15 protein-coding genes are annotated in these 15,500 nt (G+C 61.2%); 10 read left to right on the top strand and 5 right to left on the bottom strand.

Going from position 1 to position 15,500, the window contains the following annotated elements:
* Nucleotides 1-158 precede the first annotated feature (158 nt).
* Nucleotides 159-2,639, bottom strand: a complete 2,481-nt coding sequence (locus tag BM438_RS14400) for a phospholipase D-like domain-containing protein (RefSeq protein WP_093634892.1) — start codon at nucleotides 2,637-2,639, stop codon at nucleotides 159-161.
* A gap of 160 nt (nucleotides 2,640-2,799) precedes the next feature.
* Here BM438_RS14400 and BM438_RS14395 point away from each other — a divergent pair, with 160 nt between their 5' ends.
* From BM438_RS14395 to BM438_RS14385, 3 genes are all read left to right on the top strand, one after another.
* The gene (locus BM438_RS14395) at nucleotides 2,800-3,390 is read left to right on the top strand and encodes a TetR/AcrR family transcriptional regulator (protein ID WP_093634891.1); all 591 of its coding nucleotides are present in this window, start codon (nucleotides 2,800-2,802) and stop codon (nucleotides 3,388-3,390) included.
* Between the two features lie 164 nt (nucleotides 3,391-3,554).
* Complete coding sequence (locus BM438_RS14390; RefSeq protein ID WP_093634890.1) at nucleotides 3,555-4,532, top strand: zinc-binding dehydrogenase; 978 nt, start codon at nucleotides 3,555-3,557, stop codon at nucleotides 4,530-4,532.
* A gap of 163 nt (nucleotides 4,533-4,695) precedes the next feature.
* Nucleotides 4,696-5,307, top strand: coding sequence for a glutathione S-transferase family protein (locus BM438_RS14385; RefSeq protein ID WP_093634931.1), 612 nt, complete (start codon nucleotides 4,696-4,698; stop codon nucleotides 5,305-5,307).
* Nucleotides 5,308-5,360: 53 nt separating this feature from the next.
* Here the strand turns inward: BM438_RS14385 and BM438_RS14380 are convergent, their stop codons facing one another.
* Nucleotides 5,361-5,702, bottom strand: coding sequence for a hypothetical protein (locus BM438_RS14380; RefSeq protein WP_093634889.1), 342 nt, complete (start codon nucleotides 5,700-5,702; stop codon nucleotides 5,361-5,363).
* Nucleotides 5,703-5,923: 221 nt separating this feature from the next.
* Between BM438_RS14380 and BM438_RS14375 the strand changes: the two genes are divergently transcribed.
* Genes BM438_RS14375 through BM438_RS14365 form a run of 3 tightly spaced genes read left to right on the top strand, consistent with a single transcriptional unit; the run spans nucleotide 5,924 to nucleotide 8,837 of the window.
* Entirely contained in the window at nucleotides 5,924-6,751 is an 828-nt protein-coding gene (locus BM438_RS14375) for a MipA/OmpV family protein (RefSeq protein ID WP_093634888.1), read from the top strand.
* 10 nt (nucleotides 6,752-6,761) lie between these two features.
* Nucleotides 6,762-7,457: a response regulator transcription factor gene (locus BM438_RS14370; RefSeq protein WP_093634887.1), complete on the top strand. Its 696-nt coding sequence runs from the start codon at nucleotides 6,762-6,764 to the stop codon at nucleotides 7,455-7,457.
* Nucleotides 7,458-7,478: 21 nt separating this feature from the next.
* A complete protein-coding gene (locus BM438_RS14365) occupies nucleotides 7,479-8,837 on the top strand; it encodes a sensor histidine kinase (protein WP_093634886.1) in 1,359 nt (452 codons plus the stop codon).
* 51 nt (nucleotides 8,838-8,888) lie between these two features.
* Here the strand turns inward: BM438_RS14365 and BM438_RS14360 are convergent, their stop codons facing one another.
* Nucleotides 8,889-9,218, bottom strand: a complete 330-nt coding sequence (locus BM438_RS14360; protein ID WP_054040413.1) for an ArsR/SmtB family transcription factor — start codon at nucleotides 9,216-9,218, stop codon at nucleotides 8,889-8,891.
* Nucleotides 9,219-9,305: 87 nt separating this feature from the next.
* Between BM438_RS14360 and BM438_RS14355 the strand changes: the two genes are divergently transcribed.
* Nucleotides 9,306-10,403, top strand: coding sequence for an NADH:flavin oxidoreductase/NADH oxidase (locus BM438_RS14355; RefSeq protein WP_093634885.1), 1,098 nt, complete (start codon nucleotides 9,306-9,308; stop codon nucleotides 10,401-10,403).
* A gap of 118 nt (nucleotides 10,404-10,521) precedes the next feature.
* Here the strand turns inward: BM438_RS14355 and BM438_RS14350 are convergent, their stop codons facing one another.
* Nucleotides 10,522-11,292, bottom strand: coding sequence for a DUF4410 domain-containing protein (locus BM438_RS14350; protein WP_093634930.1), 771 nt, complete (start codon nucleotides 11,290-11,292; stop codon nucleotides 10,522-10,524).
* 592 nt (nucleotides 11,293-11,884) lie between these two features.
* Complete coding sequence (locus BM438_RS14345; protein ID WP_093634884.1) at nucleotides 11,885-12,331, bottom strand: tetratricopeptide repeat protein; 447 nt, start codon at nucleotides 12,329-12,331, stop codon at nucleotides 11,885-11,887.
* 352 nt (nucleotides 12,332-12,683) lie between these two features.
* On the opposite strand from BM438_RS14345, the gene phaP reads away from it, so the two are divergent.
* The 3 genes from phaP (at nucleotide 12,684) to BM438_RS14330 (ending at nucleotide 15,431) form a co-directional block, all read left to right on the top strand.
* Nucleotides 12,684-13,112 carry a phasin family protein gene (phaP, locus tag BM438_RS14340; protein WP_093634883.1) on the top strand — a complete coding sequence of 143 codons (429 nt, stop codon included), beginning with the start codon at nucleotides 12,684-12,686 and terminating at the stop codon, nucleotides 13,110-13,112.
* A 583-nt stretch (nucleotides 13,113-13,695) separates the two neighbouring features.
* Nucleotides 13,696-14,145 (top strand): DUF2844 domain-containing protein, encoded by a 450-nt coding sequence (locus tag BM438_RS14335; RefSeq protein ID WP_093634882.1) that lies wholly within the window; start codon nucleotides 13,696-13,698, stop codon nucleotides 14,143-14,145.
* A gap of 11 nt (nucleotides 14,146-14,156) precedes the next feature.
* Nucleotides 14,157-15,431, top strand: coding sequence for a DUF3443 domain-containing protein (locus BM438_RS14330; protein WP_093634881.1), 1,275 nt, complete (start codon nucleotides 14,157-14,159; stop codon nucleotides 15,429-15,431).
* The last annotated feature ends 69 nt before the right edge of the window (nucleotides 15,432-15,500 follow it).

Genomic DNA, 15,500 nt, shown 5'->3' with positions numbered 1-15,500 from the left:
ACGAAGCATCATCATGCCATCGCCAAATTGTTGGTAGGTGACGGACAAATTACGTCGAATCGCCAGCAGCTTCCCACCGAATCCGCCTGGCACGTTGTGCCGCCTCCGTTTTACAGAGCCGGTTTCCAGAACCGCATAGGCGTGCGTCGCCAGTCTCCTCAGCTCCCCACCGGCGAAGCCAGATAATTCCAGTCGTGCAGGAAAATCTGCTCGAAGTAAGCCGCGGCGTCGGCGCTATGAATGATCAGGCCCGCATCGCGATTGCGCAGCGTGCCGTCCGCCGACCAGTTCTGGCTGCTGACCATGACGACATTTCCATCGACCACGATTCCCTTGTTGTGAACGTTCGCCTGCCGGCGCAGCACCGACGACGGGACGCCCGCCGCGACCAGCTTTTCGACCCATGCGTCGTTCTGAAACTGACTGGTGATGAGACGCACGTCGAGTTTGCGGTCGATGAGCGCCTTCACCGCCGCAATCAACGCATCATGTTGTGCATCGTCCGGGCGTCCGCTCGGATGGATATATTGGGTCTGCATGTAGAAGCGCTGCTGGGTGGACTCGATGAGCGCCTGAACATGTGGCTGATAGTTATCGGGCGTGAGTAGCGGCTGGATTTGTACGGTATCGCTCAACGTTCTGGGCGCGAAGAACTGGCGCGGGGCTTTGCCGGCTGCAAACGCTTCGATCGGAACGTCGAGAGCGGCGTTTCCGGTTCCCGGAATATCCAGCCCCTGTGCTTTGGCATCAGTTATCGCGTCGTGGGAGACCGCATAGTCGTGCTGCAGGAATGCGCGGAACGTGCTGGCCAACGCCTTGCTCGTGACAATCACATGCCAGTCGCGATCGCTTTTCTCGGCGAGCTTGCGCGCGGCTGCCACGTCCGACAGATCGATCTCCGGCTGATTGCTGTTGTTCCAGTTGCCCGAGGAGAGCCAGAAGGTATCGTCTTCGCGCACAGCGACCTTGATGTGATACGCGTTTGGATAGATCCAGACAGGTGCCTTCGGGTCGGCATTGGTGAGCGCCCATGTGCCGGCGAAGCGTTCGCCGAGCTTTTTCGATAGATCGGTCTGGGTTTGCTCGTCGGTCTGGTCGGCGGTGGGATTCTTCGCGGGATGATCGAGCGTGAGCGTCAGCTTCTGGTCCCCGGCAAACGCGGACTCGACTGCGGTGAGAATGTGCTCGGACGTGAAGTCGTACATTCCCACCACCAGTTCTTCGCGAACGCCGGCGATGAAATTCGATAGCTCCGCCCATCCGGCATCGGGACTCACGTGCAGGACCAGGGAGACCTGCTCCGTCACCGCATCGAGATTCGCATCGGGCGCCGGTGTGTACGGAATCTCCACCTTGCGCGCACGGGCAGCGACGAACGCCTGGAGCGGCGCAGGCGGACTCGCGAGTGCGTTGCCTTGTCTATCGAAGAACACCTGGTCAGCGAAATCGGGTTGCCGCAGTTCATGGCGGGCTTCAGCTAGTGCGCAATATCGCGAGGGATCTAGCGCCTGCATCGATTCCATGGTGTCGGCTGCGCGTACATCGACGGGTACGCCGTCGATCTGCTTCGGCAACGCGGCTTGTAGCGCTGTAAGCTTGTCCGCCGACACGGTGACGACAATGGCACGCATCACAGCGCGCCCAGGCGTCGCCCATTGCAAGCCGCTACGCACGGACAGCACGCCCTCTTGCCGGAACGACTCGGCGTGCGTGTCGAGCATGGTCCGGATGTTGATCGCTGGGGTTTCCCGTGCAGAAACGATGGTGTCGGCAGGGTCCGTCTTGAGGCGAGCGAGCGCTGCCGAGAAAAGAGCCGCGCCGGTTGGCAACGCACTGGCAAATATCATGCGGCGCGCGTCCCGCCGTTCCACCGCCGGTGCGCTGGCGTTCAATTGTGAGAGCGGCTGGGGCAACTGTGTGAGGCCATCGACGAAGCTGCGCAACGACCGTCCCCCCGTCAGCGATCCGCCACCGGGTTGCCCGGATGCGAGATCGATAATTTCGGGCGCGCCGAAATGCCTGACCTGCTGCAACTTGTTGTTCTGCGGGTTGAACCAGGTGAGATAGCCATTAGGCAGCACCTGACGGGGTCGCGTGATCTTGCCACTGAAACTGTAGCGTGCGCCCGACGTGCCGGCAGGGTCGAAATAATTGGGCGTGTAGAAGTCCGAGACCAGCACGTCGTCGATCAGATAGGCGCAGGTTGCGTCTTCGGGCGGATCGCAAATCTCGACCAGGTATTCGACCTTGCCGTCACCGTCCTGCACTTCGTTGTCGATGATCGTCACCGCATTGGCCGCGGTGAGGCGGTTGCCGCCCGGATCGACCAGCATTTCAAGTATCTCGTGACTCGCCGATAGCGACCACGTATTGCCGGCCAGGACAACCGCGAACGGCTGGTTGTGCTCGGTCAGGTGAAAGCCGGCGGCCCCCGCTTGAACCTCGTCCACTACGTAAACCGGCCAGACGCCTGGATCGAGATGGTCAGTGGACTCGAGCGCGACGACCGTGCCCGACACGTTCCAGATCGGGGCGAGATCGCGGCTGATCTGCAGGTTGAGTGCCTGCGCGACACGGACGACATCGGTGTAAGGTACGGCGGCGGATTGCGATACGATTCCAACGCGGGCGGTCAACATGGCATGTCTCCTGGGTGAGGACGGAACAGCTCATACCAGCGTGACGCGTTGTTATGGCGTGGCCATGACAGCAGTGTGTCCGTCCCGCAAAGCGGACACGAACGAGTCACACATTTGCGCTCTAGACGACTGGTCTAATTGAGGCCATAATCCGGTTCCTATGAGAGCTAGCCACCCCCACATTCGCCGCCACATCCTCGACGCCGGGCGCGCGCTGATCGCGCGCAAAGGTTTTGTCGCGGTTGGGTTGAACGAGATTCTGACGACTGCCGAGATTCCGAAGGGCTCGTTCTATCACTACTTCGGCTCGAAGGAATCGTTCGGCAGCGAGTTGCTGCGGCAATACGTTGCCGACTACGCGGTGCGTCTCGACGAGCTGTTCGGTCGGCCCGGCGTCAACGGTCGTGACAAGCTGCTGAGCTATTGGGCTGCCTGGCAGCAGGAGCAACTGGATCAGGACGGCGACGAAAAGTGCCTGGTGGTGAAGCTGAGCGCGGAAGTCGGCGACCTGTCCGATGAGATGCGCGTGGTGCTGCGCGACGGCGTCGACCGCCTGATGGGGCGTCTTGCTTCCGTGATCGAAGAAGGCCAGGCAGACGGCTCGCTTTCGCCGGAGATCCGGGCTCGGGAGGCGGCGGAACTCCTGTACCACATGTGGCTCGGCGCGGCGCTCGTCACCAAGCTCCGCCAGGATGGAAGCGCGATGGCGCAAGCCATGGCGGTCACGCAGAGCGTCCTGCGCGCGGCATGACATGGCCGCGGCCGAGGCGGTGATGTTGATTAGGTTCTTCGGACAGCAGCATCAACCGAAGCACTCAGAAAACCATTTGCAGAAGCACCCAAACAAGCACTCGCAGAACCCCTCACTCCGCGCAGAACGGAGCCCTCATCGTTGCACATTCCAGGAGATCGACTTTGCGTAGCGTTATCTATTCCTCTTTCGGCAATCCCGCCGAGGTACTGCAGGTCGCGGAACGTCCCACGCCGAATCCTGGCGCGGGCCAGGTGCGCATCAAATCGACCTTGTCGCCGATTCACAATCACGACCTCTGGACGATTCGCGGTCAGTACGGCTACAAGCCGAAACTGCCGGCCGTGGGCGGCACGGAAGTCGCCGGCGTGATCGACGCGATCGGCGAAGGTGTCGAACACCTGAAGCCCGGTCAGCGCGTGGTGGTGGCCGGCATCTACGAGGGCTGGGCCGATTACGTTCTGGCCCCGGCGGCAGCGGTGGTCCCGCTGCCTGACGCGATCAGCGACGAAGTAGGTTGCCAACTGATCGCCATGCCGTTGAGCGCGGTCATGTTGCTCGAATATCTGCACCTCGAACCCGGTCAGTGGTTCATCCAGAACACGGCGAACGGTGCGGTCGGTAAGACTCTGGCGATGCTCGCCAACGCGCGTGGCATCAATGGGATCAATCTGGTCAGGCGTGAGGCGGGCATTGCGGAATTGGCCGAGGTCGGTATCGGCAATGCAGTGTCGACCGAAAGCGACGGCTGGAAGAAGCGGGTTCGCGAGATCGTCGGCGATGCACCGATTATGGCGGGTGTCGATTCGGTGGGCGGCGACGCCAGCGGTGACATCTTCGGTCTGCTTGGCGAAAACGGCACCCTGGTGTCGTTCGGTGCGATGTCCAATGAACCGATGCGCCTCAGTTCCGGCGATGCGATCTTCAAACAGGCGACCGTCAAGGGTTTCTGGGCGAGCAAGATTTTCGAGGTCACTTCGGGGGCGGATAAAGCGCGAATGATCGGCGAATTGCTGAGGCTCGCTGCGTCGGGTGAACTGAAGCTGCCGGTGGAAGCCGTCTTCAACGTCGAGAACGTGGCGCAAGCTGCAGCGGAGAGCGGGAAGAGCGCGCGCAAGGGCAAGGTGCTGTTGCGGTTCTAACGAGCAGAGGCGTGTTGCTGCATCGACGCACAAGTTTATGCCGTGCAGTGTCACGCTGATGCCCGTTCGCAAGATCCTTCCAATGCCTGCCCACGTGAATCGTCGAACGGTTTCGCGGCAGGCGTTGTCCGCGCTTTCTCTCACCGACTCAACAACCCACTCCATGATCGAAGTCCATCACCTCAACGAATCCCGTTCGCGCCGCATTACCTGGTTGCTGGAAGAACTCGGCCTCGACTACACGCTCGTTCAATATCAGCGGAATCCGCAAACCCGTCTCGCTCCGCCGGAACTGATGGCGATCCATCCGCTGGGCAAGGCCCCTGTGGTTCGCGACGGCGAGAAAGTGATTTTCGAGTCGGGTGCGATCGTAGACTATCTGATTCGCCGCCATGGCAACGGCCGCCTCGCCCCTGCATACGGAACCGACGAGTACGATCGTTACGCGCAGTTTCTGCACTATGCCGAAGGCTCGGCCATGCTGCCGCTGATGCTGAAGGTGTACACGGCGCGTCTTGGCGAAGGTGCGGCTCCGTTGCAACCGAGAATCGAAAGTGAGTTGCAGAATCACCTCGGCTTTCTGAATCAGGAATTGGCCGGCCGCGATTACCTGATGGGCGATGAATTGACGGGTGTCGATATCCAGCTCTCGTTCGTCGCGCAAACGTGCCTCAAGTTTTGCGGACGCGACGCGTTCCCGAATATCACTGCGTTTGTCGATCGCATCGAGGCGCGCCCCGCGTACCAGCGTGCGATGGAGAAGGGCGGCGCGTAAGTGATTGAGGGCTGCCGCGGCGCCATCGCTCGCCCGGCGCAGTCCCAGATCAATCAATCGATACAGTGACGCCCCTGCAGTTCCACATGTAACTGGACGAGCCACGCACGCGCGCAGTACGCGTCGATCGATGCCTGGTCGGCGGGCTCGTCGGGCAATCTGACCTGGTGTGCCGCTAAAGCCGCATCGAACGCGCGGCGTGCGCCCCATCGCAACGAAAACATGACGAGCAGTGCGAGTGCGATCGTGGCCCCGTGGTAGGGCAGCGATGGCGGGTTGTCGTCGAACAGGCCGAACAGCACCGAAAGGGTCAGGCTCGGTATGATGGCGACGCACGTCGAGAGGCAGAGGAGCACGGCGTTTGCGCGCAGTGCGGTCGTAGTGGTGAGTTTCATCGAGTGAGATCCCGCAATCGGATAGCGGTCTCGATGCTGAACTCGCATGACTTACCTGATACTTACGGCCGGCGGGCTTTTCTGAGGCATGTGCTGCCGCGATCGTTCCCTATCCCGTGTGCTGCAACCCAAAACGTCCGTTCCACCGCTTCGAGTAAGTAACGAGTAAGTCCAGTGGTTCTAGAGTCGATGCCGCCTCATCCATCAACTCAGGACTCGACGTGAAAAAAACTCTTCGCCGTGAGCGCAGGCTGTTACTGGCTATCGCATCGTTCGCATCATTCTGCGCGTATTCGGGCACGGCCTGGGCCGACGGCCAGAGTCCGGAGCCGCCCACAGCGGACGACACAGGTTTCACCGTGCTGAACAATTCCACGAACGTGACGCATTGGGGTCTGGGCGTGGGCGCGGGCATCGAGCAGGCGCCTTACAAAGGCTACGGCACGAAATACACACCGATTCCGCTGATTTCGTTCGACAACAAATGGGTGCATGCATTTGGCACGGCTGTCGATCTGAAGATCGGCAAGTGGAGCAACGTGAGCCTCGCCTTGCGCGGACAATACGCCATCGGCGACGGCTACAAGGCGTCGGATGCACCGATCCTAAGCGGCATGCAGAACCGCAACGGCGCGTTCTGGTACGGCCCGGCGCTTGCATGGCACACCGCATACGGCACACTCTCGGGCGATTTTCTGGAGGGCGGCAACAAGGGCCAGAAAGCCACGATCGATTTCAGCAAGACCTTCGAGTACGGCAAATTCGAGTTCGAACCGCACGCCGGCGTGGATTGGTTGAGCAGCAAATATGTCGATTACTATTACGGCGTACGCTCGTCCGAAGCGCGCGCCGGGCGCCCGGAATATGCCGGCAAGGCGACCTACGACATCTCGGTCGGAACGCGTATCGACTACAAGTTCACACGCCATCAGATCCTGATTCTCGACGTCGGCGTCGCGCACCTTGGCAGCGGCATCACCGACAGTCCGCTGGTAGGCAAGCGCTATATTCCGCAAGCCAGGGTCGGCTACCTTTACGAATTCAACTGAGCACCACCGCATGTCGCGTGTCGCACTGATCGAAGACCACGAGCGCCTGGCCGGCATGATCCGTCAGGCGCTTTCCGCTGCAGGCATCGAGACCGATGTGTTCGGCACCATTTCGGAGGCGCATTATGGTGTGAGCCGTGCCGACTATGCGGTGCTCATCATCGATCGCGGGTTGCCGGATGGCGACGGCCTGACTTTTCTGCGGACGTTGCGCACGGCAGGGCAGATGACGCCCTCGCTCATGCTGACCGCGCGCGACGCGCTGCATGACCGCGTCGACGGATTGGAAAACGGTGCGGACGACTACGTGACCAAGCCCTTCGCCATGAGTGAACTGGTCGCGCGGGTGCGTACGCTGATGCGCCGGCCGGTAGCGCTGACGGATCTGGTGATTTCGTTCGGCGACGTCACGGTCGATCCGCAGCAACGCGCCATGCGCTGCGGCGCGCAGTCTGTTCTGCTGGCGCCTGCCGAGTTGCAGATCGTGCTGTGCCTCGTGAAGGCGGCGGGCGCCACCGTCCGGCACGCGGCGCTCGAACATGCCGCGTGGGGACTCGGCGAAGCCGTCACGCCCAATGCGCTCGAAGTCACGCTGCATCGCCTGCGTAAAAAGCTGACCACGCTCGGCGCGACGACACGGCTCGCCAATATTCGCGGCGCGGGCTTCGCGCTTCAGGTTGCGGCCGGCTCCGCCGCGCAGCACTAAATCAACGGCCCATTGCTCACCATGCTCAAACACTGGATTCGCAGTTTGTCCGCGCGGCTTTGGGTGACCAGCATTGTTGCTCTCGCGATCAGCCTGACCGTGCTGGCGACGGCTGCTACCTATGCGTTCAGTCACTTCCCTCAGCAGATGCTCGGGTTGCACGAGGAAATGGAAAGCGCCACGGCGATTACCAGTGGACTCCGGTTCGACGGTGCCGGCCGTCTGGTTTCCGTGGCGCTTCCTTCGCAGAAGGCCTGGCTTTTCGAGGTGGCGCCGACGGAACTGAAGTACCGGGTACTCGACGAACGCGGCAACGTGTTGCTGGCGTCGGAAGGTGCCCAGGGGAGTGAAGCATGGATTGCGGGTGATCTATCCAGGGCCGTTGGCAATGTTCGGCGGGCGGAGATAGGGGCGAAGCCATTCGAAGTCCTGACGCTGCGGGTTGTGCGCGGCCCGGCAGTTTTCTATACCCAGACCGCAACGTCGGAGCGCTTCGTCGACGCGCTTATCGACGCCAAGGTCAGGCCGATGCCGGCGATCATCAAGACGATCATTGTCGTGGCCACGATCATTTTTGGCCTGACTTTCCCATTTACCGTGCATCGGGTGCTCAAGCCGCTCAGAGAGGCGTCGCGCGCGGCTGCGCGGATTACGCCGCGCAACCTCACGACGCGGCTCTCCGTCGAGGGCGTTCCGAGTGAAATCAAGCCGTTGATCCATGCCTTCAATGAAGCGCTCGACCGACTCGAAAACGGCTTCGCCGTGCAGCAGCAGTTTCTCGCGTCAGCCGCGCATGAATTGCAGACGCCGCTCACCTTGATCCGCGGTCAGATCGAACTGCAGCCAGGGATCAACGACAAGGAATTGCTGTTTCGCGAAATCGATCTGATGGCGCGTCAGGTTCGGCAACTGCTGCATCTCGCCGAAGTTAGCGAGTCGCAGAATTTCAGTTTCGGCGAGGTGAATATCGTCGACGTGGTGCAGGACGTTGTGGCTTATCTTGCGCGCAAGGCCGACCGCAAGCACGTGACGCTCCGGCTCGAAACCACGGTCGCGTCGCCGTCGATCTGGGCGGATCGAAGTGCGTTGTTCATTCTGCTCAAGAACATCGTTGAGAACGCGATCAATGCGTCGCCGGCGCATAGCTCGGTCGTGCTGATCGTCGATGCCGTCTCGGTGCAGGTTCAGGACGAAGGACCGGGCATCAGGCAGGAGTATCTGCCGTTTCTCTTCAAGCGGTTCTGGCGCGCGCCGGATGCACGGCATGACGGCGCCGGACTCGGTCTCGCGATCTGCAAGGAGATCGCGACGGCTCACGAATGGCGCTTGACCGTGAGCAGTCTGATGTCAGGCACACGCTTCGCGGTGTGGTTCTCGTAGCGCCGCGCTTGTTGCGCTTGTATCGATCTTCAGCCGATTTTCAACCGGCCATCAAGCCGGTTCGCTCAACGCAGGTTCATTAGCGATCTGTTTGATGATCGCCTCCATCAAGCCCGGAAAGCGGGCATCCAACTCGTCACGCCTCAGCGAATTCTGATGCACGGTGCCGGCAACGCGCGTGCGTACCAGCCCCGCTTCACGCAGGATCCGGAAGTGATGGGAGACGCTCGACTTGGGGCGGCCGCCGTCGAGGTCGCCGCAGGTGGCCTCGTCGACCGTTGAAAGCTGACGGACGATCTCAAGGCGCACGGGGTCGCTAAGAGCATGAAAGAGCCGTCCGAGCGTGAAATCCTCGGCGGCAGGATGGGTATAGGTGCGCATTGTGCAAATGATAAAGGTTTCTGCCATACTCCATAGTTCGATGTTTGTCGAACTACCGTACAAGCATGTTCACAGGAGTTTAGCCCGATGTCAGCATTATTTCAGCCCTACAAGCTCAAGGACGTTTCCTTGCGCAACCGGATCGCCATTCCGCCGATGTGCCAGTACACCGCCGAAGACGGCCTGATCAACGACTGGCACCGCGTCCACCTCGCCGGTCTGGCGCGCGGCGGTGCGGGGCTGGTGATCGTCGAGGCGACGGCGGTGTCGCCCGAGGGCCGTATCACGCCGGGCTGCGCGGGCATCTGGACCGACGAGCAGGCGCAGGCTTTCGCGCCGGTCGTTGCGTCGATCAAGGCAGCGGGCGCCGTGCCGGGCATCCAGATCGGCCACGCGGGCCGCAAAGCCAGCGCCAACCGTCCGTGGGAAGGCGACGACCACATCGCAGAAAGCGACTCCCGCGGCTGGCGGACCATCGCGCCGTCGGCGATCGCCTTCGGCGGCGGGCTGCCGAAAGTACCGAAAGCGATGACGCTTGACGACATCGCCCGCGTGCGCGAAGACTTCGTCGCCGCTGCCAAGCGGGCCCGTGATGCGGGTTTTGAATGGCTCGAACTGCACTTCGCACACGGCTACCTCGGCCAGAGCTTTTTCTCGACGCACTCCAATCAACGCGATGACGCGTACGGCGGCAGCCTCGAAAACCGCAGCCGCTTCCTGCTGGAAACCCTGGCCGCTGTGCGCAAGGTGTGGCCTGAGCATCTGCCGTTGACGGCGCGTTTCGGCGTGATCGAGTACGACGGACGCGACGAGGAAACACTCGCCGAATCGATCGAGCTCGCGAAGAATTTCAAGCGCGAAGGGCTGGATATGCTGAGCGTCAGCGTGGGCTTCTCCACGCCTGCCGCACGTATTCCATGGGCGCCGGCGTTCCTCGCGCCGATCGCAGAGCGTGTGCGCCGCGAAGCCGGTATCGCCGTTTCGTCCGCGTGGGGCATCGATACGCCGGAACTGGCGGACCGCTCCATCAAGAACGAGCAACTGGACCTGGTGATGGTCGGCCGCGCGCATCTGGCCGATCCGCACTGGCCGTACCATGCGGCGCGCAAGCTGGGGATTGAGCGTCCGTCGTGGACACTGCCGGCGCCGTACGCGCATTGGCTCGAACGTTACGCCGTCGCCTGAACGTTGCGGGACGCGTACGCTAAGCGAAGGCTCTGAAAACGTAAAAAGCGCGTGGCAGGGTGTGAATTTCATTCACTCTGCTACGCGCTTTTTGTCGTTCAGGCCTGCTGCGGATTGCTTATCCTTTGACGTGCTCCGTCGAGAGCCAGCCGCCGCTTACACCGATCTGCGCCACCTGTTTTGCCACCGCGTCGGCGAGGCGTTTTGCGTCCGCTGAAACGCCAGCCTTCTTGGTTTCGGAGACAGCGTGCAAGCTGCCGCCCACAGCAGCCGAAGTCGCGATGCTTCCGGCGGCTGCACCCACGCCGGCTGTTTCGACCATGCCAGGTGCTTTGCCGCTGTCGCCGGTGGCATTGAAACTTTGCACCAGCCGCGCGGTGCCGCCAGCCGGCTTGTAGAGAATCTGCACGGAGCTGCTTACCTCGCTCTTGCCGGCGCCGAGTCCAATCAGCACGCGGCGGCGGCGATTGCCCGCGTCGATCGTGTCGAAGCTGCCTTGCACGAGCAGGACGTTCTGGTCGGCCGGGGCGGGGATGTCCGAACGAATCGCGCGCAACCCCATCGATTGCAATTGATGCACGATTTCGTTAGCCACCTGCTCACGCACGGCGATCGCATCGGCTGATTGTTTTTCCGCGGCGGACGAACCGTCGAGTTGCGCCTTCAATTTCTTCAGCATGCCGCCGTTGTCCAGTTTCACCTGATCCGGATTGGTGTCGAAGGTGTAGACATAAATATTGTCCGGGCGCACTTGCGGCTGTGCGCTGGTCTGGGTCGCGTTGTTGATGCTGCCGCCGGCGCAACCGGTCAGGAGCGCGCTGCCGCAGACCATCGCAACGCATGCAAAACGGGCGGCATTCTTTTTGAGGAAACTCACTGAAGTGAACATGTTCATCCTGTCGTCGGCACGCGGTGCCGTTAGCTTCGAATGCATCTTCCGATGATCGGGCAACCGTGGGATCGTTGATCATCGGGGTTGCATTCGCACACGCGTTTTCACGCAAAGCACCCTTGATCTCATGCGTCTTTTTTCGTACGCACCGGCAGCGAAACGAAGTATGGGCGAGTCACTTCCCGAACTCCATTCAACAATTATTTCGCGCAATGTCACGGCGAAACATGCGGCTGTGGGGCAGGTTTGGCATGGGGTGAATGCGACGGGAGAGTGTCAACTCAAGGCAAGTTTGACGATGCAGCAAAGAACGAAGACAAGAAGAACGGCGGCGACGGCCATATTGAGCGGATAGCGCATTGTTCACCAGGCACTAGCGTTACGGTGCTCTCATCCTAATCACCTGAGGGAAGATGAAAAGTGGGCAGTGAGGCGGCAATGTGCGACAGCTAACGCAGCGCGCCGATCGGCTGCGCTGCTTTTCGACGGAAGCGCTTCCAACCGATTTTCTATCGGGACGAATTGCCGTGTCCCTTGCTTTGGGTTGGAATTACCGGCCGTTCGACTGCGTGATAATCGAGTCCGCGCTTTATTGCTGAGCAGCCGGTTGCACCTCTGCCGGCATGCCATGCGGCTGCCTGTTCGTCGCAACGAGATCTTCCGACAGACTGGTGCGCAGCGTCGCAATCGCCTGGTCAGGATTGGCCGGCTTCAACTGCTCGCGGGCCAGCGAGTCGTACACGTAGTGACGCAGCATCGGATCTTGCGTCTTGCTCAACACCTCGTGATACACGGCGATGATCTCGCCTTCACGCCCGCTCATCGCATACAGGCGGCGCAACTGTTCCAGATCGTTGACTACCGCGAAACCCGGACCCATCGGCCCATGCGGGAAAGCTGGCCCGTCGCCGTGATGCGGTTCGCCGTGCGCGGGGGCCGAAGCGGGCGGCGGTGCGGCCGCTTCCTGTGCCAGCGCGCCAGTGGCGGCTGCGGTCAAAACGGCGGCCAGTGCCGCGCTCAGCATTCCTTTTTTCATGATGTCGCTCCCATTGAGACAGCACCGGGGCAACGTGCGCCGGTACATGGGAAACGATAGTCGACATGCCGTTTTGCCGGGTTACTGAAGCTATCTTGTAACTTACAGGGCCTTGCATCCTTCGTGGCCTAAACGTCAAACGTTCCGGCAAAGAGACGCCCAACGCCAGGGTGTGCCCGCTGGCGCAATGTGATCGGATGGCGCATGATTGATGCAATGTGCCGTCCGACCCCAGAAGCAGTACGCCTCCATGGGAGACGCGGCGCACACGACGCCACTGCTGCCTATGCCGGAGAAACCCATCGCGGCGAGGCACTGCGGGCGAGTATTCAACCGTTAAGGAGGATTTCGCATGAGCCAACCTGACGCCACCAATCCATTTGGCGACTTCACCAAAATGCTGGAGCAGTTCAAGCTTCCCGGCTTCGACGTACCCGCCATCATGGAAGCGCGACGCAAGGACGTGGAAGCACTGGTTCAGGCGAATCAGACCGCATTCCAGGGTATGCAGTCACTTGCGCAGAAACAGACCGAGATGCTGCGCACCACGTTGGGCGAATTGCAGTCGCTCACCGGGCAGTTGTCGGCCGGCGGCGCCGCGCCTCCGGCGAAAGCTGCTGAACTGATCCAGCAAAGCCTGCATAAGTCGCTCGCCGACATGCAGCAGTTGGCGCAAGCCGCGTATCAGACGCAGGCTGAGTCGTATGCGGTGATCGCAAAACGCGTAGAAGAAAATGTGCAGGAGCTTAAATCGCTCTTGCAACAGCAGCAGAAAAAGTAACGGACGCGGCTTGCTGAAGCCGCAATGAACTAGCAGCGAAGTACCCGATGCCGCGGATGACCATCAAGTTATCCGCGGCATTTTTTTTGCCGCTTCGAACCGCATAAGTACGCGATTTTCTCTTCACACAAAAGCAGTCCGCATGTGCCGCAATGATCAGATGAAACAGGTCTGCAGACGCGAATTATTCAGCGGCCGCTTACATTATTGGTGACATGCGACACGCATTAATATTTTTCTACTGTGGCCCCGTTATTTAATGCGTGTGTTCGCTTTAAACAGGACGTGTCGGCAAAATCTGCGCTCAAGCGACGTCCCTTGGTGATCCTGTCCTCAAATATCAAACAGGTTCAAACGGCGTCGAGCAAGCAGAAGGTTTAAATCATCCCGCAAACGATTGCCATGCCCTTGCGCGGTCACTAAAGTTTCGCGCAGCCACTCCGTAGACGCATTCACGCAACCCAACCGGTGTGAATGCAGAACCGGCACCGCCGGTCAGGAGTGCGCCCCTGGATTCCCCGTTCGTGATCGGCTCATCCGCCGGCCACGAGCGTTTCACCTCGAAGGAAATCTCTTGAAACCGATGCTTTCTACAAGCATTGCTCGCGCAATGCTCGGGGCAGGCTGCGCGCTGTCGTTTGCCGCGCACGCCACGCTCGGCCAGAACGTCAGTTCTGTCGACAGCGATCAGACGAGCCTTCACGCCGTGGCTCATACGGTCACTACGCAAAGCGCGTACTCGGTGCACCTGGTGACGATGCCGTCCGGCACGCTGGTGCGCGAGTACGTCGCGCCCAACGGCATCGTCTTCGGTGTCGCGTGGCAGGGCCCGACGCTGCCGGATCTGAAAACCATGCTGGGCGCGTCGTTCGACCAGTACGTCGCCGCTACCGCAACCCGGCGTGGCACGCCGCTCGCGGTGTCCGGCAGCGATCTGGTGGTGTTCTCCGGCGGGCACCTGCGCGCGTTTGCCGGCTACGCCTATCTGCCGCAAGCGGTGCCTGCGGGCGTCGATGTCGGCGTCATTCAATAACGGAGCGAATCATGCGCCATACGTCTTCGTTCGTTACCCTCCTGTGCGCGGCGCTGCTCGCGTTGCTCGTCAGTGCCTGCGGCGGTGGAGGCGGCGGCTCCGGCGGTTCCAGCTCCTCATCGAGTTCCGGCACGACGAGCCTTTCGGCTGGTCCCACCGTCACCAATACCTCGCCTTCGCCGCAGGTGGTGGCCGCCAACGCGGTGCGCGTAACGGTCGACTCCGGCGTGAGCAATGTGCCGAACATGCCGTTCGTCAGCATCACGATTTGTGCGCCCGGCACCAGCCAGTGTCAAACCATCGATCACATCCTGGTGGATACCGGTTCGTGGGGCGTGCGCGTGTTCGCCTCGCAACTGCCCGCCTCGATGGCGCTGCCGCAACAGAAGGACGCCGCGGGCCATCTGGTTGCCGAATGCATGCAGTTTTTCGACGGCTACACATGGGGTTCGGTGAAGCTCGCCGACCTGCAGATCGCCGGTGAAAAAGCGGCCTCGCTGCCGATCCAGGTGATCGACCCGAACTACGCTTCGGTGCCGTCGGATTGCGCGAGCGTCGGCGCGTCGCGCAACACGCCGGGTACGTTGCAGGCCAACGGCATTCTGGGCATCGGCGTGTTCAAGCACGACTGCGGCGCGAACTGTGTGCAACAGGCGGTGGCCGGCACGTATTACGGCTGCAGCGGCACGACCTGCACGTCGATTCCGCTTGCTGAAGCGCTGCAAGTCGCCAATCCGATTCCGTACTTCGCCACCGACAACAACGGTTCGATGTTGAGCTTGCCGACGGTGTCGGGCGGCGCGCAGTCGGTCAGCGGGCAACTGGTGTTCGGCATCGGTACGCAGACCAACAATGCGCTGGGCAGCGCGCAGGTGATCGGCGTGAGTCCGTCGAACGGCACCTTTACGACGGTACAGAACGGCACGACGTATTCGAGCAGTATTCTGGACAGCGGCTCGACGGGTCTGTTCTTCCAGACCAGTGTGATGCCGGCATGCGCGAGCCCCAATAGCGCCTACTACTGCCCGGCGTCGACCGAGTCGTTGAGCGCGATGATCCAGGGGGTGAACGGCACGACGAGCGCGGTGAGCTTCAGCGTCGGCAATGCCACGACGATCTCGCAGACGTATAGCGGCGATTCAGCGTTGCCGCTGCTGGCGGGACCGGCCTTTGTAACGTCGTCGATTTTCGACTGGGGCCTGCCGTTCTTCTACGGGCGCAACGTGTACGCCGCCGTCGAGCAGCAGACGACGCCTGGCGGTACGGGGCCTTATGTCGCGTATTGAGTGATCGGCCAGGTTTGGCTCCGATGAAAAAAACCCGCTGCCGGTTGATCGTGCAGCGGGTTTTTTTAT

This window comes from Paraburkholderia aspalathi, assembly GCF_900116445.1.
GTDB lineage: Bacteria > Pseudomonadota > Gammaproteobacteria > Burkholderiales > Burkholderiaceae > Paraburkholderia > Paraburkholderia aspalathi.
The sequence above is the reverse complement of the archived record's forward strand: the minus strand, read 5'-3'. Positions and strand labels throughout refer to the sequence as shown.

Bases quoted from the DNA above. Each gene is read 5' to 3' on its own strand.
- BM438_RS14400 (WP_093634892.1), bottom strand. From the start codon at position 2,639: ATGTTGACCGCCCGCGTTGGAATCGTATCGCAATCCGCCGCCGTACCT.
- BM438_RS14395 (WP_093634891.1), top strand. From the start codon at position 2,800: ATGAGAGCTAGCCACCCCCACATTCGCCGCCACATCCTCGACGCCGGG.
- BM438_RS14385 (WP_093634931.1), top strand. From the start codon at position 4,696: ATGATCGAAGTCCATCACCTCAACGAATCCCGTTCGCGCCGCATTACC.
- BM438_RS14380 (WP_093634889.1), bottom strand. From the start codon at position 5,702: ATGAAACTCACCACTACGACCGCACTGCGCGCAAACGCCGTGCTCCTC.
- BM438_RS14370 (WP_093634887.1), top strand. From the start codon at position 6,762: ATGTCGCGTGTCGCACTGATCGAAGACCACGAGCGCCTGGCCGGCATG.
- BM438_RS14365 (WP_093634886.1), top strand. From the start codon at position 7,479: ATGCTCAAACACTGGATTCGCAGTTTGTCCGCGCGGCTTTGGGTGACC.
- BM438_RS14360 (WP_054040413.1), bottom strand. From the start codon at position 9,218: ATGCGCACCTATACCCATCCTGCCGCCGAGGATTTCACGCTCGGACGG.
- BM438_RS14355 (WP_093634885.1), top strand. From the start codon at position 9,306: ATGTCAGCATTATTTCAGCCCTACAAGCTCAAGGACGTTTCCTTGCGC.
- BM438_RS14350 (WP_093634930.1), bottom strand. From the start codon at position 11,292: ATGTTCACTTCAGTGAGTTTCCTCAAAAAGAATGCCGCCCGTTTTGCA.
- BM438_RS14345 (WP_093634884.1), bottom strand. From the start codon at position 12,331: ATGAAAAAAGGAATGCTGAGCGCGGCACTGGCCGCCGTTTTGACCGCA.
- phaP (WP_093634883.1), top strand. From the start codon at position 12,684: ATGAGCCAACCTGACGCCACCAATCCATTTGGCGACTTCACCAAAATG.
- BM438_RS14335 (WP_093634882.1), top strand. From the start codon at position 13,696: ATGCTTTCTACAAGCATTGCTCGCGCAATGCTCGGGGCAGGCTGCGCG.
- BM438_RS14330 (WP_093634881.1), top strand. From the start codon at position 14,157: ATGCGCCATACGTCTTCGTTCGTTACCCTCCTGTGCGCGGCGCTGCTC.